Origin of the sequence: Enterobacter cloacae complex sp. IR5458, from assembly GCF_049238025.1 — a bacterium.
GTDB lineage: Bacteria > Pseudomonadota > Gammaproteobacteria > Enterobacterales > Enterobacteriaceae > Enterobacter > Enterobacter kobei.
Window position 1 is genome coordinate 14,387 of the sequence record NZ_JBMKIF010000016.1, and the last position, 25,665, is coordinate 40,051.

At 57.8% G+C, this 25,665-nt stretch carries 23 protein-coding genes; 5 read left to right on the forward strand and 18 right to left on the reverse strand.

Translation table 11 applies throughout. The annotated features are described in order from the left end of the window. Positions 1–5: 5 nt before the first annotated feature. The 9 genes from iolE to ACOTYN_RS14245 all read right to left on the reverse strand — a co-directional run bounded on the left by iolE (position 6) and on the right by ACOTYN_RS14245 (position 12,298). A complete protein-coding gene (gene iolE, locus ACOTYN_RS14205; protein ID WP_023338642.1) occupies positions 6–896 on the reverse strand; it encodes a myo-inosose-2 dehydratase in 891 nt (296 codons plus the stop codon). A gap of 11 nt (positions 897–907) precedes the next feature. Next, on the reverse strand, positions 908–2,812 hold the full coding sequence (locus tag ACOTYN_RS14210; RefSeq protein WP_332958147.1) for a bifunctional 5-dehydro-2-deoxygluconokinase/5-dehydro-2-deoxyphosphogluconate aldolase: 1,905 nt from the start codon (positions 2,810–2,812) through the stop codon (positions 908–910). 12 nt (positions 2,813–2,824) lie between these two features. Then, a complete protein-coding gene (locus ACOTYN_RS14215) occupies positions 2,825–3,958 on the reverse strand; it encodes a Gfo/Idh/MocA family protein (RefSeq protein ID WP_023338643.1) in 1,134 nt (377 codons plus the stop codon). 8 nt (positions 3,959–3,966) lie between these two features. Beyond that, positions 3,967–4,995 carry an ABC transporter permease gene (locus ACOTYN_RS14220; RefSeq protein WP_014884792.1) on the reverse strand — a complete coding sequence of 343 codons (1,029 nt, stop codon included), beginning with the start codon at positions 4,993–4,995 and terminating at the stop codon, positions 3,967–3,969. Positions 4,996–5,006: 11 nt separating this feature from the next. After that, positions 5,007–6,554, reverse strand: coding sequence for a sugar ABC transporter ATP-binding protein (locus ACOTYN_RS14225; RefSeq protein ID WP_332958143.1), 1,548 nt, complete (start codon positions 6,552–6,554; stop codon positions 5,007–5,009). A gap of 54 nt (positions 6,555–6,608) precedes the next feature. Then, positions 6,609–7,538, reverse strand: coding sequence for a sugar ABC transporter substrate-binding protein (locus tag ACOTYN_RS14230; RefSeq protein ID WP_008502118.1), 930 nt, complete (start codon positions 7,536–7,538; stop codon positions 6,609–6,611). A 31-nt stretch (positions 7,539–7,569) separates the two neighbouring features. Continuing rightward, entirely contained in the window at positions 7,570–8,556 is a 987-nt protein-coding gene (iolG, locus tag ACOTYN_RS14235; protein WP_023337605.1) for an inositol 2-dehydrogenase, read from the reverse strand. 299 nt (positions 8,557–8,855) lie between these two features. Then, positions 8,856–10,781 carry a 3D-(3,5/4)-trihydroxycyclohexane-1,2-dione acylhydrolase (decyclizing) gene (iolD, locus tag ACOTYN_RS14240; protein ID WP_332958139.1) on the reverse strand — a complete coding sequence of 642 codons (1,926 nt, stop codon included), beginning with the start codon at positions 10,779–10,781 and terminating at the stop codon, positions 8,856–8,858. Positions 10,782–10,792: 11 nt separating this feature from the next. Then, the gene (locus ACOTYN_RS14245) at positions 10,793–12,298 is read right to left on the reverse strand and encodes a CoA-acylating methylmalonate-semialdehyde dehydrogenase (protein ID WP_047344890.1); all 1,506 of its coding nucleotides are present in this window, start codon (positions 12,296–12,298) and stop codon (positions 10,793–10,795) included. Between the two features lie 292 nt (positions 12,299–12,590). Between ACOTYN_RS14245 and ACOTYN_RS14250 the strand changes: the two genes are divergently transcribed. After that, on the forward strand, positions 12,591–13,424 hold the full coding sequence (locus ACOTYN_RS14250) for a MurR/RpiR family transcriptional regulator (RefSeq protein WP_023333015.1): 834 nt from the start codon (positions 12,591–12,593) through the stop codon (positions 13,422–13,424). A 41-nt stretch (positions 13,425–13,465) separates the two neighbouring features. On the opposite strand, the gene ACOTYN_RS14255 is transcribed toward ACOTYN_RS14250, so the two are convergent. The 4 genes from ACOTYN_RS14255 to ACOTYN_RS14270 form a co-directional block, all read right to left on the reverse strand. Next, on the reverse strand, positions 13,466–13,777 hold the full coding sequence (locus ACOTYN_RS14255) for a hypothetical protein (RefSeq protein WP_045281143.1): 312 nt from the start codon (positions 13,775–13,777) through the stop codon (positions 13,466–13,468). Positions 13,778–14,119: 342 nt separating this feature from the next. Continuing rightward, positions 14,120–14,341 carry a membrane protein insertion efficiency factor YidD gene (gene yidD, locus ACOTYN_RS14260; RefSeq protein ID WP_071890889.1) on the reverse strand — a complete coding sequence of 74 codons (222 nt, stop codon included), beginning with the start codon at positions 14,339–14,341 and terminating at the stop codon, positions 14,120–14,122. A 2-nt stretch (positions 14,342–14,343) separates the two neighbouring features. Then, entirely contained in the window at positions 14,344–14,577 is a 234-nt protein-coding gene (locus ACOTYN_RS14265) for a hypothetical protein (RefSeq protein WP_045260197.1), read from the reverse strand. Between the two features lie 123 nt (positions 14,578–14,700). Next, positions 14,701–15,138, reverse strand: coding sequence for a hypothetical protein (locus ACOTYN_RS14270; protein WP_332958136.1), 438 nt, complete (start codon positions 15,136–15,138; stop codon positions 14,701–14,703). A 261-nt stretch (positions 15,139–15,399) separates the two neighbouring features. On the opposite strand from ACOTYN_RS14270, the gene ACOTYN_RS14275 reads away from it, so the two are divergent. Continuing rightward, positions 15,400–16,401 (forward strand): hypothetical protein, encoded by a 1,002-nt coding sequence (locus tag ACOTYN_RS14275; RefSeq protein WP_332958135.1) that lies wholly within the window; start codon positions 15,400–15,402, stop codon positions 16,399–16,401. Between the two features lie 224 nt (positions 16,402–16,625). Here ACOTYN_RS14275 and guaA read toward each other — a convergent pair whose 3' ends face one another. Beyond that, on the reverse strand, positions 16,626–18,203 hold the full coding sequence (gene guaA, locus ACOTYN_RS14280) for a glutamine-hydrolyzing GMP synthase (RefSeq protein WP_006811514.1): 1,578 nt from the start codon (positions 18,201–18,203) through the stop codon (positions 16,626–16,628). Between the two features lie 69 nt (positions 18,204–18,272). Beyond that, the gene (guaB, locus tag ACOTYN_RS14285) at positions 18,273–19,739 is read right to left on the reverse strand and encodes an IMP dehydrogenase (RefSeq protein ID WP_014884799.1); all 1,467 of its coding nucleotides are present in this window, start codon (positions 19,737–19,739) and stop codon (positions 18,273–18,275) included. A 159-nt stretch (positions 19,740–19,898) separates the two neighbouring features. On the opposite strand from guaB, the gene xseA reads away from it, so the two are divergent. Genes xseA through ACOTYN_RS14300 form a run of 3 tightly spaced genes read left to right on the forward strand, consistent with a single transcriptional unit; the run spans position 19,899 to position 22,701 of the window. Further along, positions 19,899–21,272 carry an exodeoxyribonuclease VII large subunit gene (xseA, locus tag ACOTYN_RS14290; protein ID WP_332958134.1) on the forward strand — a complete coding sequence of 458 codons (1,374 nt, stop codon included), beginning with the start codon at positions 19,899–19,901 and terminating at the stop codon, positions 21,270–21,272. Positions 21,273–21,330: 58 nt separating this feature from the next. After that, positions 21,331–22,350, forward strand: a complete 1,020-nt coding sequence (locus ACOTYN_RS14295; protein WP_014884801.1) for a M4 family metallopeptidase — start codon at positions 21,331–21,333, stop codon at positions 22,348–22,350. Continuing rightward, complete coding sequence (locus ACOTYN_RS14300) at positions 22,351–22,701, forward strand: protealysin inhibitor emfourin (RefSeq protein ID WP_014884802.1); 351 nt, start codon at positions 22,351–22,353, stop codon at positions 22,699–22,701. On the opposite strand, the gene ACOTYN_RS14305 is transcribed toward ACOTYN_RS14300, so the two are convergent. The 3 genes from ACOTYN_RS14305 to ACOTYN_RS14315 all read right to left on the reverse strand — a co-directional run bounded on the left by ACOTYN_RS14305 (position 22,698) and on the right by ACOTYN_RS14315 (position 25,607). Then, the gene (locus tag ACOTYN_RS14305) at positions 22,698–22,919 is read right to left on the reverse strand and encodes a zinc ribbon domain-containing protein (protein ID WP_014884803.1); all 222 of its coding nucleotides are present in this window, start codon (positions 22,917–22,919) and stop codon (positions 22,698–22,700) included. The two genes, ACOTYN_RS14300 and ACOTYN_RS14305, sit on opposite strands and share 4 nt — an antisense overlap. Positions 22,920–22,969: 50 nt before the next feature. After that, the gene (locus ACOTYN_RS14310; protein ID WP_071921924.1) at positions 22,970–24,004 is read right to left on the reverse strand and encodes an oxidoreductase; all 1,035 of its coding nucleotides are present in this window, start codon (positions 24,002–24,004) and stop codon (positions 22,970–22,972) included. A gap of 61 nt (positions 24,005–24,065) precedes the next feature. Then, on the reverse strand, positions 24,066–25,607 hold the full coding sequence (locus ACOTYN_RS14315; RefSeq protein ID WP_047625587.1) for a peptide MFS transporter: 1,542 nt from the start codon (positions 25,605–25,607) through the stop codon (positions 24,066–24,068). Between the last annotated feature and the right edge of the window lie 58 nt (positions 25,608–25,665).

Here is a 25,665-nt window from a genome sequence, read left to right on the forward strand (position 1 = left end):
CCTCCTCAGATAAGCCCGGCGTCGTGCGCCAGGCGGCTCAGGTTGTTATACCCCAGACGGGCATAGGTCAGCGGATGGGCAATCGCCGGATCCTGCTCCGCCTCGACCACCAGCCAGCCGTGATAATCCTGCGCTTTCAGCAGCCGCATGATCGGCGGGTAATCGACGCATCCGTCACCCGGTACGGTAAATACGCCGCTTAACACCGCATCGAGGAAGCTGGTTTTGCGGTTTTTAACGTCCGCCAGCACGTCGGCACGCACGTCTTTGCAGTGAACGTGGTTGATGCGCGACGCCCAGCGCTGCGCCACCGCCAGCGGGTCAGCTCCGGCAAAGGTCAGATGGCCGGTATCCAGCAGTAACCCCACTTCCTCACCGGTGTGGGTCATCAGGTTGTCCACGTCGTCGGCGGACTCAATCACCGTGCCCATATGGTGATGGTAGGCAATCTGCACCCCCTGCTGCTGCGTATAGCGGGCAAATTCGCTGAGCTTCTCCCCGTACTCCTTCCAGCGTTCCTGCGGGAAGCGCGGGCGCAGATGCACCGGGGTCTGCTGCTCGCCGTGAATACAGCCGCTCACTTCCGCAAAGACCAGCACCTTCGCCCCCAGCTCGCGCAACAGCGTCAGGTGGGGCTGCACGGCGGCGATCTCCTCCTCCACGCTGCGCTCCAGCAGGCGGCCAGAGTACCAGCCGGAGACCAGCTTCAGGTCGTGGCGCTGTAAAATCGGGCCGAGCAGGCGCGCCTCGCGCGGGAATTTATTGCCCAGTTCGAAACCGGCAAAACCGGCCTCTTTGCCTTCGCTCAGGCAGGTCTCCAGCGACGTCTCCGCGCCGAGGGAAGGCAGATCGTCGTTCGTCCACGTCAGCGGGTTAATGCCCAGTTGTACACTCATTGTCGTCTCCATTATGCGTGTCCGCGCTCGCGCCACCAGGCGATAAGCTGCAGGTAGTTGTCCCGGATGCGCGCCACCAGCTGCGCATCGTCAATATCGTGTTTCAGCCACGCGCGGGAGGCGTCGCCAAACAGCGTGCGCCCCACGGCGAAGCCTTTAACCAGCGTCTGCCCTGCGGCGGCTTTGAAGTCGGCACGCAGCTGCTCTGCCGGGGCATCCAGACCGAGGATCACCACCCCGCGGCAGTGCGGGTCCCGACGTTCGATAATCTCGTTCAGTGCCGTCCAGCCGCTGGCTGAGAGCGGCGGCAGTTTCCACCAGTCAGGGTAAATCCCCAGGTTGTAGAAACGGGAGATGGCGCGCAGGTAGAGCGCGTCGCTGCGCGGCATGCTGGCGGGCAATATCACCTCCAGCAGCAGTTCATGCCCGGACTGGCAGCAGGCGTGGTACACCTCGGCGATTTTCTGCTCCTGCTCAAGGCGCAGGTCGTGGGCATCTTCCGGATGGAAAAAGACCAGACATTTCACCACGTGCTCCTGCGGCCAGCTGATGAGCTGGGTGCCGATGTTACCGTGCTCCATCTCCAGCGGCCGGGAGCCCGGCAGCTCGATGGGACGACCAATCCACCACCCTTCCCCGGTGATAGCGTTTAGCGCATCCTGACCAAAGGTGCCGTCGCACAGCAGACCGGCTTTACCCTCCAGCCCGGCGCGGTTTGCCGCCTCGCGGCTGGCCTGGAGGATCAGCTGCTTCAGTGCCGGAATGCGCCCGATCGACGCACCGCACTGCAGCGCCATCTCTTCCAGCTGGCTGCGATGGTCGAAAGCCATCACGCACAGCTCCGGCCATTCGCGGCGGCGGGTCGTCACCCGGTGGAGATGGTTAAGACGCGGGTCAAGATCCGGGCGCGGAACACGTGCGGCGCGAGAAAGATAATCATCCAGCTCTGTTTTGCTCGGCATCGCCGGAGCGCAGCCGTGGCGGGAGACCACCAGCGCACCGCAGGCATTGGCATAGCGGCACGCCTGCTCCCAGCCTTCGTCGTTCAGATAACCGCGCAGCAGGCCGGACATAAACGCGTCCCCTGCGCCGAGGACATTCAGCACCTCGACGCGCACGCCGGTCACCGTCAGGCCATCGTCCAGACGAGGCGGAATGGCATCGGTATAGACCGAACAGCCCAGCGCGCCGCGTTTGCAGACCAGCGTAGCCTGACTCACGCCACGCACCTGCGCCAGCGCCTGCAGGGTATCGGTGCTGCCGCCCGCAATGTGGAACTCCTCCTCGGTGCCGACAATCACGTCGAAGAGGTGCAGCACCTCCTGCAGCTCGCGGGTGACCTTATCGGCGGCGATAAAGCGCGTTTCCCCGTCACCTAAGGAGGTCAGCCCCCACAGCACCGGACGGTAGTCGATATCCAGCACCGTGCGCACGCCGTGGCGGCGGGCATAGCCCAGCGCCGTCAGCACCGCCTCGCGGGTCTGGGGATGAGAAAGGTGAGTCCCGGTGATGGCAAGACACCGTGCGGAGGCAATGTAACTTTCGTCCACATCGCTGGCGGTAATCGCCATATCCGCGCAGTTATCGCGATAAAAAATCAGAGGAAAAGTGTCCCGGTCTTTAATGCCGAGCAGCACCAGCGCCGTGAGGCGTTCTTTGTCGGTAATCAGATGGCTGGTATCGCAGCCCACCTGGTTTAACTCTTCCCGCAGGAAGCGGCCCATATGTTCATCGCCGACGCGCGCCAGCATCGACGAGCGTAACCCCTGTCGCGCGGTGCCGTACGCCACGTTGCCGGACGACCCGCCAAGATATTTGGCGAAGCTCGACACATCTTCCAGACGGGCGCCAATTTGCTGACTGTAGAGGTCTACCGCCACGCGGCCCATGCATATCACATCAAACTGCTTTTCCACGTTGAACCCTCTTCAGACAATGTCGTTCACGTTCAGCCAGCGACCTTCCAGGTGTGAGAGTGCTATCGCGTCCAGCACGCGAGACACCTTCCAGCCCTCTTCGAAGTCCGGCCACATCGGCGCGTCGGCGGCAATCCCGTCCACCAGGTCACGCACCTCCACCGTTTTTTGATCGTTAAAGCCAATCCCATGGCCTGCCCCCATGCAGAACGCACCGTAGTCCGGGTGAGCCGGGCCGACGAGCAGCGTGCGGAATCCCTGACGGTTCGCCGGGTCGTCATGCAGATAGAGCTTCAGCTCGGCCATGCGCTCCTGAGTGAAACTGATGGCACCTTTCGTCCCGGTGATGACATACGACAGCCCCATCTTGCGGCCGCAGGCGACGCGGGAGGTTTCAATGACGCCCTGCGCCCCGCCCGCAAAACGCACCATCGCGTGGGCCTGATCCTCGTTTTCGACGGCAATCATCTCTGCCGAACCCGCCTTCGCCGGACGTGCCGGGACCACGATCTTCAGGTCGCCGCAGACCTGCTCGATATCTCCCACCAGGTACTGGGCCATATTGACGATATGCGCCGCGAGGTCGCCCAGCGCCCCCAGGCCTGCGGTCTCTTTGAAGCAGTGCCAGTGAATGGGCGAGAGCCGGTCGGCCATATAATCTTCGTTGTGAGTGCCGTAGAAGTGGATCACCTCGCCAATCTCGCCGCGCGCGATAATCTCCTTCGCCAGCTGCGCGGTCGGGTTTTTCATGTAGTTGAACCCCACCAGCGTTTTCACCCCTGCCCGCTTTGCGGCGTCGACCATTTCACGTGCGTCATGGGCGTTGAGCGCCAGCGGCTTTTCGGAGTAGACGTGTTTGCCGTGACGGATCGCCTCCAGCGCCATCTCTTTATGCAGATGGTTGGGAGAGCAAATATCCACCACGTCAATGGCCGGGTCGGCCACCAGCGCCCGCCAGTCCCCGGTGGAGCGGTTGAAGCCAAACGCCTGCGCCCGCGCTGCCGCCAGTTCCGGCGTAACTTCCGCCACCATCTCGCGCACCAGCCTGCCGCGCAGGTTGAACACCGTCGGGGCCTGGGCATAGGCGATGGCGTGCGCCTTGCCGATATACCCGGTGCCAATCAATCCAATACGAACCTCTTTCATCATGATCCTCACAGTGCGCCGCGACGGCTCTTGGCGTAGGTGTCAAACGCCACCGCCAGAACGATAATTAATCCGGTGATAATTTGCTGGTAGTAGGCTGAGACGTTCATCAGCACCAGGCCGTTAATCAGAATGCCCATGATGATGGAGCCGATAATGGTGCCGCCAATACGCCCGTAACCGCCCATCAGCGAGGTACCGCCGATCACCACCGAGGCGATGACGCGCAGCTCAAAGGAGATCCCGGCTACCGCCTCGGCGCTTCCCAGACGCGCGCTCAGAATGAAGCCCGCCAGCCCCGCCAGACAGCCAATCAGCACGTAGACGCTGACCAGCACGCGCTTGACGTTCACCCCCGCCAGGCGTGCCGCCTCCGGGTTTCCGCCAATGGCGTAGACGAAACGGCCCCAGCGGGTTTTATGCAGCGCCAGATACCCCCCGAGGGCGACGAGGGCGAATATCCAGATGGGAATGGAGATGCCGAGCAACTCCCCGCGCCCCCACCAGCGGTAACCCGGGTCGAAACCGGCAATCGGCGCGCCGTCGTTAATCACCAGCGTCAGGCCACGCCAGATGGTCATCCCGCCGAGGGTGACAATAAACGGCGGCAGGCGCAGGCGCGTGACGCCCAGACCATGCAGGAAGCCAATTGCCGTGCCCATCGCCAGACAAATCCCCAGCCCAATCAGCCAGCTCATGCCACCCCAGGCGTTCGGGTCGACGGTGGTGAAGTTGTCGCCCTTGATCACGTACGCCGCAGTCATGGCGCACACCGCCAGAATAGAGCCGACGGAGAGGTCGATCCCGGCGGTCAGGATGACGAAAGTCATCCCCACGGCCATGATCCCGTAGATGGAGACTTCGGTTAAAATGTTGAAAATATTGCGTTCAGAGAAAAAGTTGCTGTTCTGCGACTGGAAGAAGATCAGCAGCAGGATCATGAAAATCAGCACCCCGAATCGCTCGAAGAAGGCGATGGGATCGATGCGTCCGGCGCGTTTGACCGGGGCCTGCGTTTTAGAAATCATCTGCGTCATGAGAAACTCCGTTATGCCGCGTTCAGGGCGTTGTGGTTGATGGCCATCATCGTCATCAGCCGTTCTTCGTTAGCGTCGTCACCGTGGATCTCGCCGGTCACCCGCCCTTCACTGAGGGTGATGATCCGGTCAGATACCGCCATCACTTCAGGCAGATCGGAGGAGATCACGATCACCGCCACGCCCTTTTTCGCCATCTCAAACAGCACCTGGTGCACTTCCGATTTGGTGCCCACGTCGATACCGCGCGTCGGCTCATCGACAATCAGCACCCGGGGATTGAGCGCCATGCAGCGCGCGAGGATCACCTTTTGCTGGTTACCGCCGGAGAGCTTGCGCACCTCCTGCGCGCTGTTGACCATTTTGATCTGCAGCGCCTGGCGGTAGGACTCAATCAGGTCGTCCTCTTTGCGGGTATTCACGAACCAGCGCCACTGCAGCAGCGAGGAGAGGCAGGAGAGCGACAGGTTGTCGCGAATCGACAGCCCCAGCACCGCCCCCTCTTTTTTACGGTCTTCCGGTACCAGCGCCACGCCCTGATCGAGGGCGTAGAGCGGGTCGCGCGGCTGGTACGGCACGCCGTCCAGCTCAAAGCTGCCGGAGGTAAAGGCATCTGCACCGAACAGACAGCGCGCCACTTCGGTACGCCCCGCGCCCACCAGGCCAGCAATCCCTAACACTTCCCCGGCGTGGACGTGGAAGCTGATGTCGTGCAGGGCAATGCCGTGGGGATCGAGCGGCGGCTTCTCGCGGCTCAGCCCCTTCACCGCCAGGCGGACGGGTTTGTCTTCATGATGCGTTTCGCTGGCCGGGCGACGATTAAAGGCCACGTCGCGCCCGACCATCAGGCGGATCAGCTGCTCAACGTTGGTTTCCGCCACCGCACCGGCACCGGTGAAACGGCCGTCCTGGAAAACGGTGAAGCGGTCGCAGAGCTGGAAAACTTCATGCAGACGGTGGGTAACGTAAATAATGCTCACCCCGCGGTTTTTCAGCTCACGCACCACGCGGTGCAGGCTTTCCACCTCGCTGTCACTCAGCGCGGCAGAAGGTTCATCCATGATAATCAGCCTGGCGTTGAGGGTCAGCGCCCGGGCAATCTCCACCATCTGCTGCTGGGCGACGCTCAGGCGGGCCACCGGCGTGGTTGGCGCAACGTTCAGCTGCAGGTAATCGAGAATGACCTGCGCCTCCTGGTTAACCGCTTTTTCGTCGACGATCAGGTTACGTTTGCGCGGTTCGCGCCCGAGAAACATGTTTTCCGTGACGGTCATATTGGGCAGCAGGTTAAATTCCTGATAGATGGTGATAATGCCCTTGTTTTGCCGCTCAACGGGGGAATCATCCACCGGCAGCATTTCGCCGTTAAACCAGATATCCCCCCGGGTTTGCGGCTGCGCGCCCGCGAGCGCCTTCAGCAGCGTGGATTTTCCCGCTCCGTTTTCCCCCAGCAGGGCATGGATCTCCCCCGCGCAGACGGTCAGCTGAGCGCTGCTCAGCGCCCAGACGCCGGAAAAACTTTTGGCCAGGTCGGTCACTTTCAGTAAGGGTTGCGACATCGGTCTGCTCCTCCTTTAGAGTGCGCCGCCGCTCGCGCGGCGGCTGCGGATACGTCAGTTACCGGCCTCACCGATACGTTCTGCCTGCTGCAGATTCTCTTTGGTGATCAGCGTCGGCGGGTAGTCGGCCCCGGTGATGGCTTTCTTCTCGCGCACGTTGGCCACCAGCTGGCTCATCGCCGTCTGCACCGCAAAGCCCGGACGCTGATCCGCCGTTACCGCCAGCCAGCCGTCGCGCACGCGGGCCAGCGCTTCCGGTACCGCATCAAAACCGGTGACCAGAATTTCGCCCGGCTTCACGCCCTGGCTCTGCAGCGCTTCAATCGCGCCCAGCGCCATATCGTCGTTAGCGGAGAGGATCACCTGCGGGCGCTTCGGCAGAGAAGGCAGAACGCTTTCCACGATGCGCATCCCTTCCGAACGCATCCAGTTTCCGGTCTGATCGGCGACGATCTTGTACTTATCCCCACCCGCCTTCAGGCTGTCGCGGATCCCTTTGGTGCGTTCAATATTGGAGGAGGAGCCCGGCTGACCGGTCAGCAGAATAATCTCCGCCCCGTCGGGGAATTTGGTTTTCACGAAGTCGCCAATCGCCTGGCCGCCTTTGTAGTTGTTAGCCCCGAAGTGCGGCACTTTTTTCTGGCTGTCGACGGAGCGGTCAAGGGTCACCACCGGCAGCTTCGCATCCTGAATTTCATCTACCGCGCTGGAGACGGCGTTTACGTCATTCGGGGAGACGATAAAGCCCTGCGCCCCACGGGTGATGGCATTTTCCAGGTCAGCCACCTGTTTCGGTGAACTGCCCTGCCCGTCCAGCACCTGAAGCTTCACGCCCATCTCTTTTGCGGCTTTCACCGCCGTGCGCTGCATGTGTACTTCAAACGGCATGGCCAGGTTTGGCGTACTGAAAACAATTTGCTCGTTTTCGGCGAGGGCAGCCCCGGACGTCATGGCGATGAGGGCGGCTACGATCAGTTTTTTCATTATTATGTCTCTCTGTGTAGGGTGGTTGTGTTTAGAGGACGATCTCGCGCTGGCTACGCAGCGACTCCAGCGCTTTATCCGCGAGGTACAGCGCACGTTCACCATCATCACCGCTGCAGTCAGGCACCGCTTCGCCGCGCAGGACCGCAACAAAGTGTTCCCATTCCGCGGCGTAAGCGGATTTGTAGCGCTGCAGGAAGAAGTGTTCCGGCAGCGCGCTGGTGCAGCCCTGTTTGCCGTAGTGCTGCACCTGGTTTTCCAGAATATTGCCCGCGCACAGCAGCCCTTCGGAGCCGTGCAGCTCCAGGCGCTGGTCGTATCCGTAAGATGAGCGGCGGCTGTTGACGATGGTCGCCATCGCGCCGGAGGCATATTTCAGAACGATAAATGCGGTGTCGATATCCCCCGCCTCGCCAATCGCCGGATCGACCAGGTTACTGCCCTGGGCATAGACCGACACCGGCTCTTCGCCCATGATGAAGCGCGCCATATCAAAGTCGTGAATGGTCATATCGCGGAACATGCCGCCGGAGACGCGCACGTACTCTGCAGGCGGCGGAGACGGGTCGCGGGAGATAATCAGCAGCGATTCCGGCTTGCCGATGCGCCCGGCCTGGGCGTCGGTTTTCACCCGGCGGAACTGCGGGTCAAAGCGGCGGTTAAAGCCGATAAACAGCGGCACGTCGTACTCTTTGACCACCTTCAGGCAGTCGCGCACGCGGGCAAGGTCGAGGTGTACCGGTTTTTCGCAAAAGATGGCTTTGCCATGGCGGGCGGCCATTTCAATCAGATCGGCATGGGTGTCGGTCGCGGAGGCAATCAGCACGGCATGAACGTTAGGGTCGGTCATCGCCTCAATCAGGCTCTGCTGGCGGGCCTGATACTGCGTGGCGAGACGGGTGGCAAATTCCTGATTCGGGTCAACCACGGACCAGAGCGTGGTCGCGCCGTGGCTGGCGATGTTAGCTGCATGTACCTGGCCAATTCGGCCAGCGCCCAGTAAAGCAATGTTAAACATAACGGCTCCCGGTGTTGGTGAATGCTGTGAACTAACGACCCTATAAATAAAACATTTATTTCATTTTTATAAATAGTGAAAATTATGTTTTTGAGTGCGGGTTAACACTTTTGAGATGAATGAGATAAATTTTGTTATCAATCTCACAACATGGGAGAAGGTGCTGCTAACCCCTCACCCCTGCCCTCTCCCCAAAGGGGCGAGGGAGAAAAGAGTGCACCTCACCATCCCCTCTCCCCTTTGGGGAGAGGGGATGGTGAGGGGAAAATGAAATGAAAATTTCGTTACGGCGGGAAAACTTAATACTGGCGGGCTTTTTTCACCTGCGCCTGCGTTTGCAGAGCGGCTTCACGCACGGCAGAAGACGCCGCCACCTGCGCGTCGCCGGTTCGCCACCACGAGGCGTAGTCATGAGTCATGGTCTTCGGCAGCACCTTGATGTCCAGCAGCGTCGGGCCCGGATGCGCGCGTGACGCCTCCAGCGCCGCCAGCAGGCTTTGCTCATCGTTCACCCGCCACGCGCGGCAGCCGTAGCTTTCCGCGTTTTGGGCAAAATCGACCTTCACCAGCGGCCCGTCCAGCCGTCCGGTTTCCGGGTTGCGATGGCGGTTTTCGGTACCAAAGCTCCCCATGCCGTGCCCCATCTGGAGGTTGTTAATGCAGCCAAAGCTGGCGTTATCAAACAGCAGAACGGTGACCTTAATCCCCTCCTGCACCGCGGTTTGCAGCTCGGAGTGCAGCATCATGTACGAGCCATCCCCCACCATGGCGTACACCGGCTGGTCGGGTCTGGCGAGCTTCGCACCGATGGCCGCCGCAATCTCGTAGCCCATGCAGGAGTATCCGTATTCCAGGTGATAGCTGTCCGGCGTTTTCACCTGCCAGAGCCGCTGTAAATCGCCCGGCAGCGATCCGGCCGCCCCCACCACGATGGCGCTATCTTCAATATGCTGGTTGATCAGCCCCAGCACCCGCGTCTGGGTCAGGCGAGTGTTGAGCGTTTCGCCGTATTCCGTCAGCTGCCCATCCAGATGCCCCGCCACTTCGGGCGCGTCGTCAGGATGCCACTGGCGCTCCCACAGGCGGCGGCACTCGTCGCGCCACGCGGATTTCGCCTGGGCGATCGCGTCTCCCCAGCTGCTGCGATAATCCCTGAGCGCGTGGGTTAAGGCCTGAAGCCCGGTTTGGGCATCGGCGATCAGTGCGGTGGCGTCCAGCTTCAGGGCGTCGAACTCCGCCACGTTCAGCAGCAGAAATTCGACGTCCGGATGGGAAAAGAGCGCCTTGGAGCCGGTGGTAAAGTCCGTAAGACGCGTGCCGATGCCAATCACTAAATCCGCCTGGGGCGCGAGCTGGTTGGCCGCCAGTCCCCCCGTCACCCCAACGCCACCCAGGTTAAGTGGGTGGTCACTTACCAGCGCCCCCTTCCCGGCCTGGGTTTCGGCAAACGGCAGTTGCAGCGTCTCGACAAATTCGCGAAACGCCTCATGCGCGCCGGAATAGCGTACGCCGCCGCCGCACACCACCAGCGGACGACGCTTGCGGGCGATCAGCGCCCGCGCCTGCGCCAGACGCTGCGGGTCAGGCGGACGACGTTCGATGTGGTGCACGCGGCGCGCGAAGAAGCTCAGGGGATAATCCCAGGCTTCCCCCTGCACGTCCTGCGGCAGGCAGAGGGTCACCGCTCCGGTATTGGCGGGGTCAGTAAGCGTTCGCATCGCGCTTAGCATGGCGCTCATCAGCTGCTCGGGACGGTTGATGCGGTCCCAGTAGCGAGAGACAGGACGGAAGCAGTCGTTGGTGCTGATGCTGAGATCGTGATACTGCTCGATCTGCTGCAGCACCGGGTCCGGCTGGCGGCTGGCGTAGATATCGCCCGGCAGCAATAGCAGCGGAATGCGGTTCGCCGTAGCGGTTGCCGCCGCGGTCACCATATTGGCGGCGCCCGGCCCGACGGAGGAGGTGACGGCGAAAATGCGCTGACGGCGGTGCTGTTTGGCGAATCCCGTCGCCATATGGGTAATGCCCTGCTCGTTGCAGCCCTGCATCACCTGCAAATGGCCCGGATCTTGTTCCAGCGCCTGGCCGATGCCGAGCACGTTACCGTGCCCGAAAATAGTCGCCACGCCCTCCACGAAGGGCATTTCGTCGCCATCCACGCTGACGTATTGTTGATTAAGGAATCGGACCAGCGCCTGGGCCATAGTCATACGTTCGGTTTGCATAACGCCTCCTGTCAGCCCAGCGTCGGCATGGAGAACGCAGCGCCTGTCTCCTGCTGCATTTCCGGCCAGCGTGCGGTGATGGTTTTCATTCGGGTGTAGAAACGCACACCGTCGTTGCCGTGGACGTTGAGCGCACCAAAGATAGAGCGCTTCCAGCCACCGAAACTGTGGAATGCCATCGGCACCGGGATCGGCACATTGACCCCGACCATGCCCGCCTGCACCTCTTCGCAGAAGCGACGCGCGCAGCCGCCGTCACGGGTAAAAATTGCCGAACCATTACCATATTCATGGCGGTTAATAAGGTCCACCGCGCTGGCGTAATCTGCTACGCGCACCACAGAAAGCACCGGGCCGAAAATCTCTTCTTTATAGATGGTCATCTCCGGGGTGACGTTATCAAACAGCGTCGGCCCGACGAAATAGCCCTGCTCGTGCCCCTGCACGCTGAAGCTGCGACCGTCCACGCGAAGTGTCGCGCCCTGCGCTTCCCCGCTGTCGATATAGCCCAGCACCTTGCTGCGGTGCGCCGAGGAGATGAGCGGCCCCATTTCGTTTTCCGGCGTCTGGTCCAGACCCGGCCCGACGCGCAGGGCGGCAATCTGTTTTTCCAGCCGGGCGCAGAGGTCATCGGCGGTTTTATCCCCCACCGCCAGCACCACCGAGAGCGCCATGCAGCGCTCCCCCGCCGCACCGAAGCCTGCGCCCATAATGGCGTTGGCGGCCATTTCCATGTCGGCATCCGGCATGAGAATACAGTGGTTTTTCGCGCCACCCAGTGCCTGACAGCGCTTTCCGTGGGCGGACGCGGTCTGGTAAATGTATTCGGCAATTGGCGTGGAGCCGACAAAGCTCACCGCCTGCACGCGCGGGTCGGTCAGGAGCACGTCAACAGACTCTTTGTCACCCTGCACCACGTTGAACACGCCGTCCGGCAGGCCAGCCTCTTTCAGCAGCTGCGCCAGCGCGAGCGCCAGGGAGGGATCTTTTTCTGACGGTTTCAGCACGAAGGTGTTTCCGGTCGCCAGCGCAATCGGGAACATCCACATCGGCACCATCGCCGGGAAGTTAAACGGCGTGATCCCAACGCAGACCCCGAGCGGCTGCATCAGCGAGTGGCTGTCAACGCCGGTGCCGACGTTGGCTGAGTGCTCACCTTTTTGCAGATGCGGGATACCGCAGGCAAATTCCACCACTTCCAGACCACGGGTGAGTTCGCCCACCGCGTCGGAGAAGACCTTGCCGTGCTCTTCGCTGATGAGACGGGCCAGGCGATCCATGTTCTCTTCCAGCAGCGCCTTGAAGCGGAACATCACGCGCGCGCGCTTAAGCGGAGCATGACGCGCCCACGCAGGAAACGCCTGCTGCGCGGCGGCAATTGCCTGCTCCGTTTCCTGTGCCGTACTCATCACCACCTGGCGGATCTGCTTGCCGGTGGCCGGGTTGAAGATCGCCTGAACGCGCTGGCCTGAACCGGTGACACATTCGCCGTGAATAAAATTCGCTACCGTCTCCATCCTTAACCTCTCGCTGTTGATACGTGACTGTTACCTGAACACTGTGTACCGAACACTATATATGAAACAAATATTCCATTTTAAGTTGAAATAAAATAAATGATGATTATTGTGATCAAGGATGGATTTTTATGTTAACAGCCAACAATACTGACGCAGCGTGCGCTATTAAGGCATTTCGGGCGTGGGAATGACTGAAGCTTCTGTTTCATTTTTGCTGCCAGATGGATGGCCGACATTTAAAAGACGCGGTTTTGCGTTTAGAATCACAGGACTGTATTTGGGGGATAACATGACGACAGCAACCAGCCTGAACGAACTGCAGCAGCAAATCCGCGATCGCTACGATAGCCTGAGCAAGAGGCTGCAGCAGGTCTCCCGCTATGTGCTGGATAATACGAACAGCGTGGCCTTTGATACGGTTGCCGTGATTGCCGAGCGCGCCGACGTGCCGCCCTCGACGCTGATCCGCTTCGCCAACGCCTTTGACTTCACCGGCTTCAACGAAATGAAACAGCTGTTTCGCATGAACCTGGTGGAGGAGACCGCCAGCTACAGCGACCGTGCCCGGCTTTTCCGCGAAATGGAGAGCGAGGCCGTGCCCGAAACCCCGCTCGACATCCTGCAGGAGTTCGCCCGTTCAAACGCCCAGGCGCTACAGCAGCTGGCCGCCCGCGCCGAACCGGAAATGCTGGAGCGCGCGGTACAGCTGCTGGCCGACGCCGACACCATCTACATCGCCGGACTGCGCCGCTCCTTTAGCGTCGCGGCCTACCTCACCTATGCCCTGAGCCACCTGGAGTGCCGCCCTATTCTGCTCGACGGTATGGGTGGGATGCTGCGCGAGCAGATCAGCCGCATTAAGGCGCGCGACATTGTGGTGTCGATCAGCTTCTCGCCGTACGCGGAAGAGACGGTGATGGTCAGTGAAACCGCCGCCAGCGTCGGCGCGCGGCAGATTGTGATTACGGACAGCCAGATCAGCCCCCTGGCGACGTTCAGCGATCTTTGCTTTGTAGTGAAAGAGGCGCAGGTGGACGCGTTTCGGTCCCAGTCGGCGACGCTGTGCCTGGTGCAGTCGCTGGTGGTGGCGCTGGCGTATCGCCGGGATAACAGCGGAAAATAGTTCACGCCTCCGGCCCGGCACGCCGGGCCGCAGACTTTACGTTATTTTTTATATTCTTTTATTTTTGATAAATGTTCGAGCTTCTTTCGTTTCCACCATAAAGATAGCAATGAAGATGCCTCGTCATCAGTCTTATCCATAATGACTGGCTGATTGATAGACATGATGCTTAATGCCGAGGTAAACATAATCAATAAGCACACCGCAGCATTACCTTCATTATACCATGACCTTGTAAAGATCCCCGTGAGGTACAACCCGTAGCAACTACCAAGGAAAAGCATAGCATTAAGTAATAATGCAATAATTCGCCACTTTCCTAATAAATATAATTTAGCTTCAAAATATTCCATAGAGACTCCATGTTATTGGGGAACCAGATGCATCAGGCCACCATAATGTTTGGCTGAATTCTTATCTAGGAACTCTGCTCTACTTTACGCAGCGAGGCGCAGGAAATTCATTCCTGTATCTAAATAACTTTGCATATTGCCTATCCACTTTAGCCCGGCTTTGTTGATTACCGGTGAATGCAATGGCAGCACTTATGAGGTAGATAAATCATCCGTCTAAGTAATCACCGCCAGCGCAATAAGGCTGCGGGAGAACTTATTTTATTCTTAATCGTTCTGGTACAGCATTATTCATTGTGACCAAAGCGTGACGCTTAGCAGGACATCCGGAAGCTAGCTCACTCAGTGACAACGGTGTGGTGGATAATCGATTCCACCGTTCGGCGGCCTGCAGCGCTGAAAACGCTTGAAGGCAATTTTCCATCCCCGGCAGAAACCAAAGCGCTTGATGCTGACAAACGTATATTTTGAACATGAAGGATGATAGCGACAGCGCCGTCTGACGTTGTCTGGTGCATGTTTGCGGTAAAGCAGTATCAGCCAGAAGCTCAGACTACGCAGCACAGTTACACCTCTTTCCTGAAGGTAATAACATAGTACTGCATAAATTTGACCTTACTGCCGCCAAAACAGCCTGGTCGTTCTTCAATACCGATAGTATCAACTCGCTGAAATTCCCAGCCCTGCGCTGCCCACTCGTTGACCACGTCCTCAAGGTATTGCGCAGCAATACCGATTTTGTTGTCTTTAGCCCTGACTGAAATGTTGGGTGGAACCTGGACCATTTTGTACTGAAACATTAGATTATAACCTTGTTGTTAACGGTGGCTGATTATTCGCTCTGCCAGGAATAGCGACAGAGGCGTTAAATGCCGCTGGACATTTATTGTTTGCATAAGCTGACTCTGTGTACAGTGATTGCTTTACTTAACTCTTCGCACATCTGCTGTAGTACCTTCAACCTGCATTTTGTAACCTGTTCCGCTATTGTAAATTAATGCCTCCGGTCTGTATGAATACTTGTATTCATAGTGGTAGGTGCATTGCTTCCACACCTGCCCGTTAGTGAGAGTGTAAACGGTTTCGCCTTCCCATCCTTTAAATTCGTCATCAATTCGTGATTGGATGACATCAGTGATTTGTCTGACGGGTACAACTTTGTCTTTCCCATCTATCTGCAGATAAAACCGCCCATTCGCTCGTAAGAGATTGACATCAGGTCGATAGGCATAATGATACCAGTACATGTATTGCGCCTGTATCCAGTATGTCCCGTCAACAAACCTGAATAAAACCTCGTCATCAAACCCTTCGAAATCACCATCGATTTTTGTTTTGCGTACAAGTTCATATGTGCTCATGGTCATTCTCCATTGGATATAACTTTTTCTCTACTACAAGCTACTCCTTTATTTGTGGTGATATCAACCGCAAATAGGAGCATGGTCTAAATATTTCGGCAAAATATTCATGACACGAATATTTTATTTTTTAAACATATCTCTTGTGAATTTTTTTATTATGGAATTCGAGGCGCGTCAAATAAATTCTGGTTAGTCCGTTACGATTATTACAAACCTGGCTTATATTGCTACCAGGCAGGGCTAACAGGAAACAGGGCGATGGGTTTAATTGGAAAACTACGCAGTATCTTAGGGCATCAATCTGGCAAGAGAGAACCTTCATCTACGCATGAACGCAACACGGAACTGGAGGGTAAATGGCTTACCGTGGATCACCCTTACTTCTTCGGTCACGCAAATATTTCGCCGGATAAGCGCTGGGTGGTGGGCTGCGATGATTCGGATGGTGGCAGCCTTGGAGGCCACAGGATGAAGGGCAATGGCCGTGTCATTCTTGTCGATTACCCCTCTGACAGGATTGTGTATGAGCTAAAATGTTTTGCACGCCCTGTCGATGCCGCTGTTTCTGATTCCGGTAGTTTCATAGTCCACGATTGTGGTTTCGGTAGTGCACTTAGCGGGGATGTCATCGCTATCAACACCAGCGGTGATGAAATCTATCGTCGGCATTACTGCGCCAATATCTTTAATATTGGTTTGTCCCAATGTGGCCGGTACGCAGCTGTCCAGACAGCAAATGCAGATAATAAAGACAGTAATATTTTGGAGGTTCTCGATCTTCAAAAAAGACAGAAAATGTTTACAGTTCGCCCCGTCGGGACCTGGGCAGATTGCTATTTATTCGATACAAACGCTGACGGAGAGTTATGCCAACTACGCGTCAATCTTCGTGATCTTGGATACTTCCGTTATTCCACCGCTGGTGAGTTCCTTGATGCTGAATCACTACAGATAGCCCAGTTGAACAAGGGTGATTACGCCACAAAGATTATGGCCGCGCAGGAGTTGCTTAAGACGGATACCACCGAGGAAAGCGCCAGGAAAGCTCTGAGCGTCGCTGATACAGCTCTTACGCAGGGAGCCCGAGAACGATATGACTGGGGAGCGCTAGCTCACAGGATCAGAGGGGAGTCGTTTGAATCGCTTGGGCAGTTATCTGACGCTTTGGAAGCCTATGAACAGGCACTTGCAATGAATCCTAAAGTGGGTGTATTGCGCCGGGCAACCACTCTGCGTAAAAAACTTTCTGCAAAGAAATAAAACGCCCTCCTAATACGGTGCAAGTAAAATAAGTAAAGGTGATGAGACGAAATGGCACGAAACTGTGATCATTTTAGCCAGCGCACAAAAACCGAACTGGCTCTTCGGGTCAGCTATCATTATTCAAAATGTAAATGTCCAACTATATGTACAAAAAAGCCCGCAGTTACGCGGGCTAAGAGTACTTTACTGTTTTTGCGCGCTGGCTATTGCCAGTCGTTAAATCATTCCCACTCAATCGTAGCCGGTGGCTTACCGCTGATGTCATACACCACGCGGGAAATACCGTTCACTTCGTTGATGATGCGGTTAGACACGCGGCCTAAGAAGTCATACGGCAGGTGCGCCCAGTGCGCGGTCATGAAGTCGATGGTTTCTACCGCACGCAGGGAAACAACCCAGTCGTACTTACGGCCATCGCCCATCACGCCGACGGAGCGAACCGGCAGGAACACGGTGAACGCCTGGCTTACTTTGTTGTACAGGTCAGCTTTGTGCAGCTCTTCGATGAAGATCGCGTCTGCGCGACGCAGCAGGTCGCAGTACTCTTTCTTCACTTCACCCAGTACGCGCACGCCGAGACCCGGGCCCGGGAACGGATGACGGTAGAGCATGTCGTACGGCAGACCCAGTTCCAGACCGATCTTGCGTACTTCATCTTTGAACAGCTCGCGCAGCGGTTCAACCAGACCCATCTTCATCTCTTTCGGCAGGCCGCCCACGTTGTGGTGAGATTTGATGACGTGTGCTTTACCGGTTGCTGAAGCAGCTGATTCAATCACGTCAGGATAGATAGTGCCCTGTGCCAGCCATTTAACGTCTTCCAGCTTCAGCGCTTCTTCGTCGAACACTTCCACGAATACGCGGCCGATGATTTTACGCTTGGCTTCCGGATCGTTCTCGCCTTTCAGCGCGTCCAGGAAACGCTGCTCACCTTCCACGTGAACGATGTTCAGACCGAAGTGGTCACCGAACATGTCCATCACCTGCTGGGCTTCGTTCAGACGCAGCAGACCGTTGTCCACAAAGACGCAGGTCAGGTTTTTGCCGATGGCACGGTGCAGCAGCATCGCGGTCACGGAGGAGTCGACGCCGCCGGAGAGGCCGAGGATCACTTTGTCATCACCAACCTGCTGGCGGATACGCTCCACGGCGTCGTCGATGATTTTTGCCGGGGTCCACAGTGCTTCACACTGGCAGATGTCGCGCACGAAGCGCTCCAGCATGCGCATACCCTGACGGGTGTGGGTCACTTCCGGGTGGAACTGCACGCCGTAGAAGCGTTTTTCTTCGTTCGCCATGATCGCGAACGGGCAGCTTTCGGTGCTGGCAACGGTTACGAAGTCAGACGGGATAGCGGTGACCTTGTCGCCGTGGCTCATCCACACGTCCAGCAGCGGTTTGCCGTCAGCGGTCAGGGAGTCTTCGATACCGCGTACCAGTGCGCTGTCGGTGACGACTTCTACCTGTGCATAACCGAACTCACGCTCGTTAGAGCCTTCTACGTGGCCGCCCAGCTGCATGGCCATGGTCTGCATACCGTAGCAGACGCCGAATACCGGCACGCCTGCTTCGAACACGTACTGCGGCGCGCGCGGGCTGTTCTCTTCGGTGGTGCTTTCCGGGCCGCCGGACAGGATGATGCCGCTTGGATTGAATTCGCGAATCTGTGCTTCCGTGACATCCCACGCCCACAGTTCGCAGTAAACGCCCAGTTCACGTACGCGACGCGCCACCAGCTGAGTGTACTGAGAACCAAAATCGAGGATGAGGATGCGATGTTTATGAATGTTTTCCGTCATTGACGCTAATTCCGAGGCAAGTGAAACAGATTAAATAAATCGCCCGACACGAGGTCGGGCGAAGAAAAATCAGGAGCCCAGACGATAGTTCGGGGACTCTTTGGTGATCGTCACGTCGTGAACGTGGCTCTCCTGGATACCCGCACCGCTGATGCGTACGAATTCCGCTTTGGTACGCAGCAGGTCAATGGTACCACAGCCGGTCAGACCCATACAGGAGCGCAGGCCGCCCATCTGCTGGTGAATGATCTCTTTCAGACGGCCTTTATAAGCAACGCGGCCTTCGATACCTTCCGGCACCAGTTTGTCAGCGGCGTTATCGGTCTGGAAGTAACGGTCAGAGGAACCTTTGGACATCGCGCCCAGGGAGCCCATCCCACGATAGGATTTGTAAGAACGGCCCTGGTAGAGTTCGATTTCACCCGGGGATTCTTCGGTACCGGCCAGCATGGAGCCCACCATCACGGCAGCAGCGCCCGCGGCGATGGCTTTAGCGATGTCGCCAGAGAAGCGGATACCGCCGTCAGCGATAACCGGAATACCGGTGCCTTCCAGCGCTTCAACCGCGTCAGATACCGCGGTGATCTGCGGAACACCCACGCCGGTGACGATACGGGTAGTACAGATAGAGCCTGGACCGATACCCACTTTCACCGCGCTGCAGCCGGCATCAGCCAGCGCACGAGCGCCTGCGCCTGTTGCCACGTTGCCGCCGATGATCTGCAGGTCCGGGTACTTAGCACGGGTGTCACGAATACGCTGCAGAACGCCTTCAGAGTGGCCGTGTGAGGAGTCGATCAGCAGGACGTCAACGCCCGCAGCCACCAGCGCATCAACACGCTCTTCGTTACCGGCACCGGCACCCACCGCTGCACCGACGCGCAGACGGCCATGCTCGTCTTTACAGGCGTTAGGTTTACGTTCTGCTTTCTGGAAATCTTTCACGGTGATCATGCCGCGCAGATGGAAATTCGCATCCACAACCAGCGCTTTCTCAACGCGTTTTTCGTGCATTTTCGCCAGCACTACGTCGCGGGTTTCACCTTCGCGAACGGTCACCAGACGCTCTTTTGGCGTCATGTAGACGCTGACAGGCTGGTTCAGGTCAGTCACGAAGCGCACGTCACGGCCGGTGATGATGCCAACCAGCTCGTTATCTTCGGTCACAACCGGGTAACCGGCGAAGCCGTTACGTTCGGTCAGGGCTTTCACTTCGTGCAGGGTGGTGGTTGGCAGAACGGTCTGAGGGTCAGACACAATGCCGGATTCATGTTTCTTCACGCGGCGAACTTCTTCCGCCTGACGCTCGATAGACATGTTTTTATGGATAAAGCCAATGCCGCCTTCCTGTGCCAGGGCGATAGCCAGGCGCGCTTCAGTCACGGTGTCCATTGCCGCGGAGAGCATAGGAATGTTCAGACGAATGGTTTTCGTCAACTGCGTGCTGAGGTCGGCAGTATTCGGCAGAACGGTGGAATGAGCGGGAACGAGGAGGACGTCGTCAAACGTCAGTGCTTCTTTAGCGATACGTAGCATGGGCAATATCTCTGACCTGGGTGGTTAAATATTGCCGTGGCATTATACAGAGCGTAACCGATTGCATCTACACTTTTTTAAAAAAAATGCTTGCGATTGCCTCTCAGCAGGTTACTATCGACTGAATAACTTGCTGATTTAGAATTTGATCCCGCTCACATGTTATCCTCTCAATCCCCCTCAATTTATACCGTCAGCCGCCTGAATCAGACGGTGCGTTTGCTGCTTGAGCAGGAAATGGGGCAGGTCTGGATCAGCGGTGAGATCTCTAACTTCACGCAGCCCTCTTCCGGCCACTGGTACTTTACCTTAAAAGACGACACCGCCCAGGTGCGCTGCGCGATGTTCCGCAACAGCAACCGCCGCGTGACGTTTCGTCCGCAGCACGGCCAGCAGGTTCTGGTTCGCGCCAATATTACCCTGTATGAACCGCGCGGTGATTATCAAATTATCGTCGAGAGCATGCAGCCTGCGGGCGAAGGGCTGTTGCAGCAGAAGTATGAGCAGTTAAAAACAACGCTTTCTGCCGAGGGGCTTTTCGACCAGCAGTTTAAAAAACCGCTGCCCTCTCCTGCCCACTGCGTTGGGGTCATCACCTCAAAAACCGGTGCGGCACTGCATGATATTTTGCACGTCCTCAAGCGTCGCGACCCTTCCCTGCCCGTCATCATCTACCCGACCGCCGTGCAGGGCGACGATGCGCCGGGCCAGATTGTGCGCGCCATTGCGCTAGCGAACGCGCGCCAGGAGTGTGACGTGCTCATCGTCGGGCGCGGAGGCGGCTCGCTGGAAGATCTGTGGAGCTTTAACGACGAGCGCGTGGCGCGGGCAATCTTTGCCAGCCTTATCCCCGTCGTGAGTGCCGTCGGGCATGAAACGGACGTAACGATAGCCGATTTTGTCGCGGATTTACGTGCGCCTACGCCTTCCGCGGCGGCAGAAGTGGTGAGTCGTAACCAGCTGGAGCTGCTGCGTCAGATCCAGAACGGCCAGCAGCGCCTTGAAATGGCGATGGATTACTTCCTCGCCAACCGTACCCGTCGCTTTACCCAGCTTCATCATCGTCTGCAGCAGCAGCACCCGCAGCTGCGCCTGGCGCGTCAACAGACGGTGCTGGATCGTCTGCGCCAGCGCATGAATATCGCGCTGGATACTCAGCTGAAACGCGCGGTTTCGCGCCAGCAGCGCGTGACGCAGCGCCTTAACCAGCAAAATCCGCAGCCGAAAATTTACCGCGCGCAAACGCGGATTCAGCAGCTGGAGTTTCGTCTGGCGGAGACTCTCCGCGCCCGGCTGAGTACCACCCGCGAACGTTTTGGCAATGCGGTGACCCATCTTGAAGCGGTCAGCCCCCTCTCCACGCTGGCGCGCGGCTATAGCGTCACCACCGCGACGGACGGGAAAGTGCTGAAACAAACCAAACAGGTCAAAGCCGGGGATGTGCTGACCACCCGCCTGTCTGACGGCTGGGTAGAAAGCGAAGTGAAATCAATTAAACCGGTGAAAAAGACGCGTCAGCGCAAAACCGGATAATTCTTCGCCGGTTACTTACTATACTGCAGCTATTCCCTTTTTTGATAAGGAGAGCTGCATGACCCATCTTTATAGCGTTATTCCCCCTTATATTCTGCGTCGTATTATCGAAACGGGCTCCGAGCCGCAGCAGCGCTGCGCCCGTCAGACCTTAACCCACGTGCAGACGTTAATGGCCCATATGCCGGGCAAGCCCGCCGCCCCGCACGTGAATAAAGCCGGTCAGCTGGAGCGCGATATTTACGATGCGAAGCAAACCCAGGAGCTGCCGGGTACCCAGGTGCGTTATGAGGGTCAGCCGTCGAATGGCGATGTCGCGGTCGATGAAGCCTACGCGTATTTAGGGATTACCCATGATTTCTTCTGGAAAGAATATCAGCGCGATTCACTCGATAATAAAGGGCTTATTTTGACCGGGACCGTTCACTACGGCCGGGAATATCAGAACGCCTTCTGGAATGGTCAGCAGATGGTATTTGGCGACGGCGACGGGGAAATATTTAATCGCTTCACGATTGCCATTGACGTGGTGGCGCACGAGCTGAGCCACGGCGTAACCGAGACCGAGGCCGGACTGATCTATTTTGAACAGTCGGGCGCGCTAAACGAGTCTCTCTCTGACGTGTTTGGCTCGCTGGTGAAACAGTATCATCTGAAGCAAACCGCCGATAAAGCAGACTGGCTGATTGGTGAAGGGCTGCTGGCCGCAGGAATTAACGGCAAAGGGCTGCGCTCGATGTCTGAACCCGGCACCGCCTACGATGACCCGCTGCTCGGCAAAGATCCGCAGCCCGCGCACATGAAAGATTTCATTAAAACGCGCGAGGATAACGGCGGCGTGCATCTGAACTCCGGTATCCCCAACCGGGCGTTTTATCTGGCCGCGACGGCGATCGGCGGTCACGCATGGGAAAAAGCGGGTTATGCCTGGTACGACACAGTTTGCGATCGCAATCTGGCGCAGGATGCAGATTTTGAGGCCTTTGCAAAACTAACGATCGCGCACGGAGAGAAACGCTCCGGTAGCGACGTCGGAGCGGCCATAAAACAAGCCTGGGAACAGGTGGGAGTGCTGTAAATGCAGGTTCCGGAACTGACGGATGACGCCGTAGTTGAGCTGGCCCGGGAAGGCGGCGTCGCTTTTATTCCTAAGCTGAGCGGTCAGCGCACCATCGCGCTGTCCTCGCTCAATGAAGCCCAGCGCCAGCGCCTGGTGAGCATCCTGGAGCAGGCGTTTCCACGCGGCCAGCCGCCCGGGCAAGCCACGTCACCCGGCAGCGGTGACCAGCGCTATTTCCGCATCCAGATTATCTGGACCGGGCAGAATCAGGCACATTATGCCGATATCATCGTGCTGGTGCCCGAGCAGGAAGCACCCGAGTCGCTGGTCGAACTGTGGCAGAAAGGCGAAGGCTGCGTGTGTGATTAACGTTCTGCCGGAATAAACTCCACGCGCTTTTTAGAGATTAAGCCGTGGCCGTTCTGGCAGAAATAATCCACCGCGCCACAGGCTTTTAAAACCTGGAGCGGCTGATGGCACTCCGGGCAACGGGCTTCAAGCGCAATGTCTTTGTTACAGTTCTCGCAGTGCGCCACCCCATTCTGGGGCTCCAGCGTTGCCTGGCAATCCGGGCAGGTAATCGTCATGGTGACTCCTTCAAAGCATTCAGGTCTGGGGTAATTTTACCACGTTGCGTTCAGTGCGGACCACGCAACTGTTGCTGCAAGGTCAGCAGCAGCGCAACTTCCTCGATCCGACGGCGCGTGGTACGGCTCACCTCCTGCGGATCCCGCTCAAACAGACTTTTATCGCCAAGAATATGTCCCGCAAGACAGTGCTCGTAGATTGTGCCGGGGAGAGACCAGCGCTGGATATCATCCCCCTCAATGACCTCCAGCACATCTTCCGCGCCGCGCCGGTCATGACTGATGGTGCGCCCGTCACGCAGATGCAGACGCAAGCCTTTTTGCCCGCCCGCGGGGCCTGCGTATTTGTTAAGCCAGATGTCCACCGGTACGCCGCTGATGCTTCCCTGAAGATGCGCTTCACCTTCCGCCGTGGTCAGGTCTCCTTTTGCAATAGCGCGGCCCAGACGGTCTTTAGCGGCAACGACCTGTAGCGTCATCTCGTCATCGCCCCCCAGAAAGCACGTCGTTTCACGCAGCATCGCCAGCACATGCGTACCGATATCCAGAATCACGCCATCAGGGTGACGAAGCGTTCTGGTATCCGGTTCACCGGTGGAGAAATTAAGCGCGATGGGTTCGCCGACAGCGTTATACCCGCTTGGCTCCTGCAAAAAGCCTTCGATTCTGACGACGTCAGAAAAATGATCGACCAGCGAGCGCTTCACCGTTTCGGTGCGCGCCATCCAGTGGTCGAGCGCCAGCACGCGGGATGCCGCACCGGGCGTGGCCAGCAGTGCATTAAGCTTATCTATTTGGGGAAGCGTGGCGACAATCGGTTTTTCTATCACAATCCGGGAGATCGGTGAGGCGATCGCCTGCTCAAGCACCTCAAGATGGTGCAGCGATGCGGTAGTGATAAAGAGGGTATCAAGCGGGGTGGCAAGCAGTTCCGCAAGCGAGGCGCAGCGCGTCACGCCTTCAGGGTGCTTTGCCGGGAGAACATCAAACCCGAAACAACGAACCGGGCGGCCATACAGGTTACGCAATGCGGGCAGATACGCTGTCTCCACTACCGCACCAAGACCAACAAATCCTAACTGCATATTTTCACCTCAGGGAATAACGCGCCGGGGCGTAACGCCAGCCCCGGCACGCTGAGGTTTATCAGGCGCTAGCTGCCGGTTTCGTTTGCGCATTTTCCAGCATACGACGCACCGGAACAATGAGGACGATCAGCACCGCGGCACAAATCAGCAGCGCGATGGAGCAGCGGGCGAAGAGATCCGGCAGCATATCCAGCTGGTCGGCCTTCACGTGACCGCCGATCAGGCCGGCCGCCAGGTTACCCAAGGCACTGGCGCAGAACCATAGACCCATCATCTGGCCGCGCATTCTTTCCGGCGCCAGCAGGGTCATGGTCGCCAGACCGATCGGGCTCAGGCACAGTTCACCCAGCGTCAGCATCAGGATACTGCCCACCAGCCAGAACGGCGACACCCCCGCCCCACCGTTGCTCAGTACATTCTGTGCCGCCAGCATCATCAGGCCAAAGCCCGCTGCCGCACACAGAATACCGATCACGAATTTGGTGATACTGCTCGGGCGGATGTTCTTCGTCGCGAGTTTCGGCCATGCCCAGCTGAACACCGGGGCCAGCAGGATGATGAACAGCGCGTTAATCGACTGGAACCAAACCGCCGGGATTTCAAAATCACCGATCATGCGGTTAGTGTAGTCGTTGGCAAACAGGTTGAACGAGGTTGGCTTCTGCTCAAACGCAGACCAGAAGAACGCCGCTGAGACCAGCAGAATAAAGCACACCAGCAGTCTGGCGCGTTCTTTACGGTTCAGGCCAGCAAAAACAAACAGATAAATAAAGTAGAGGGCAACAGACGCCGCAATCACGTAGACCAGCACGCTGGCTACCGCGACCGGGTTAATCACAATCACGCCCTGCGCAATCAGCGTCACGAGCGTTGCCACACCTGCCGCCAGCACCAGCAGCCAGATGCCCACGCCATTACGCTTCACCACCGGACTGTTCCAGGTGGAATCCAGACCGACTTCGCTGTCATAGCGTTTCATCGCCGGAACCGCAAACACGCGGAAGATAATCAGCGCCACCAGCATCCCGATGCCGCCAATACCAAAGCCCCAGTGCCAGCCGTGGGTTTTAATCAGCCAGCCGGAAATCAGCGGGGCAATGAACGAGCCCATGTTGATGCCCATATAGAACAGCGAGAAACCGCCGTCACGACGCGCATCGCCTTTTTTATACAGAGTCCCCACCATGACCGAGATACAGGTCTTGAACAGGCCAGAGCCGAGCACGATGAACATCAGGCCGATAAAGAACAGGTTGTCACCCATGATGGCCGACAGCGCAATCGACAGGTGGCCGAGCGCAATCAGAATTGAACCGTACCAGACGGCTCTCTGCTGCCCAAGCCAGTTATCCGCCAGCCAGCCTCCCGGCAGCGCGGCCAGGTACATGGTCCCGGCAAAGATACCGACAATCGCCGAGGCGTTTTCACGGGCCAGACCCATCCCGCCGTCATAGACGGTGGCGGCCATAAACAGGATCAGTAACGGACGAATGCCGTAAAACGAGAAACGCTCCCACATCTCGGTGAAAAACAGTGAACCGAGCGGATACGGATGGCCGAAGAACGTTCGGCTCTCTTTTTGATTAACAGAGGATTGCATAATTCTCCCGAAAGGTATGTGTCGTGCTTGTAAACACCAGCAAGTACGCCGGCCAGTT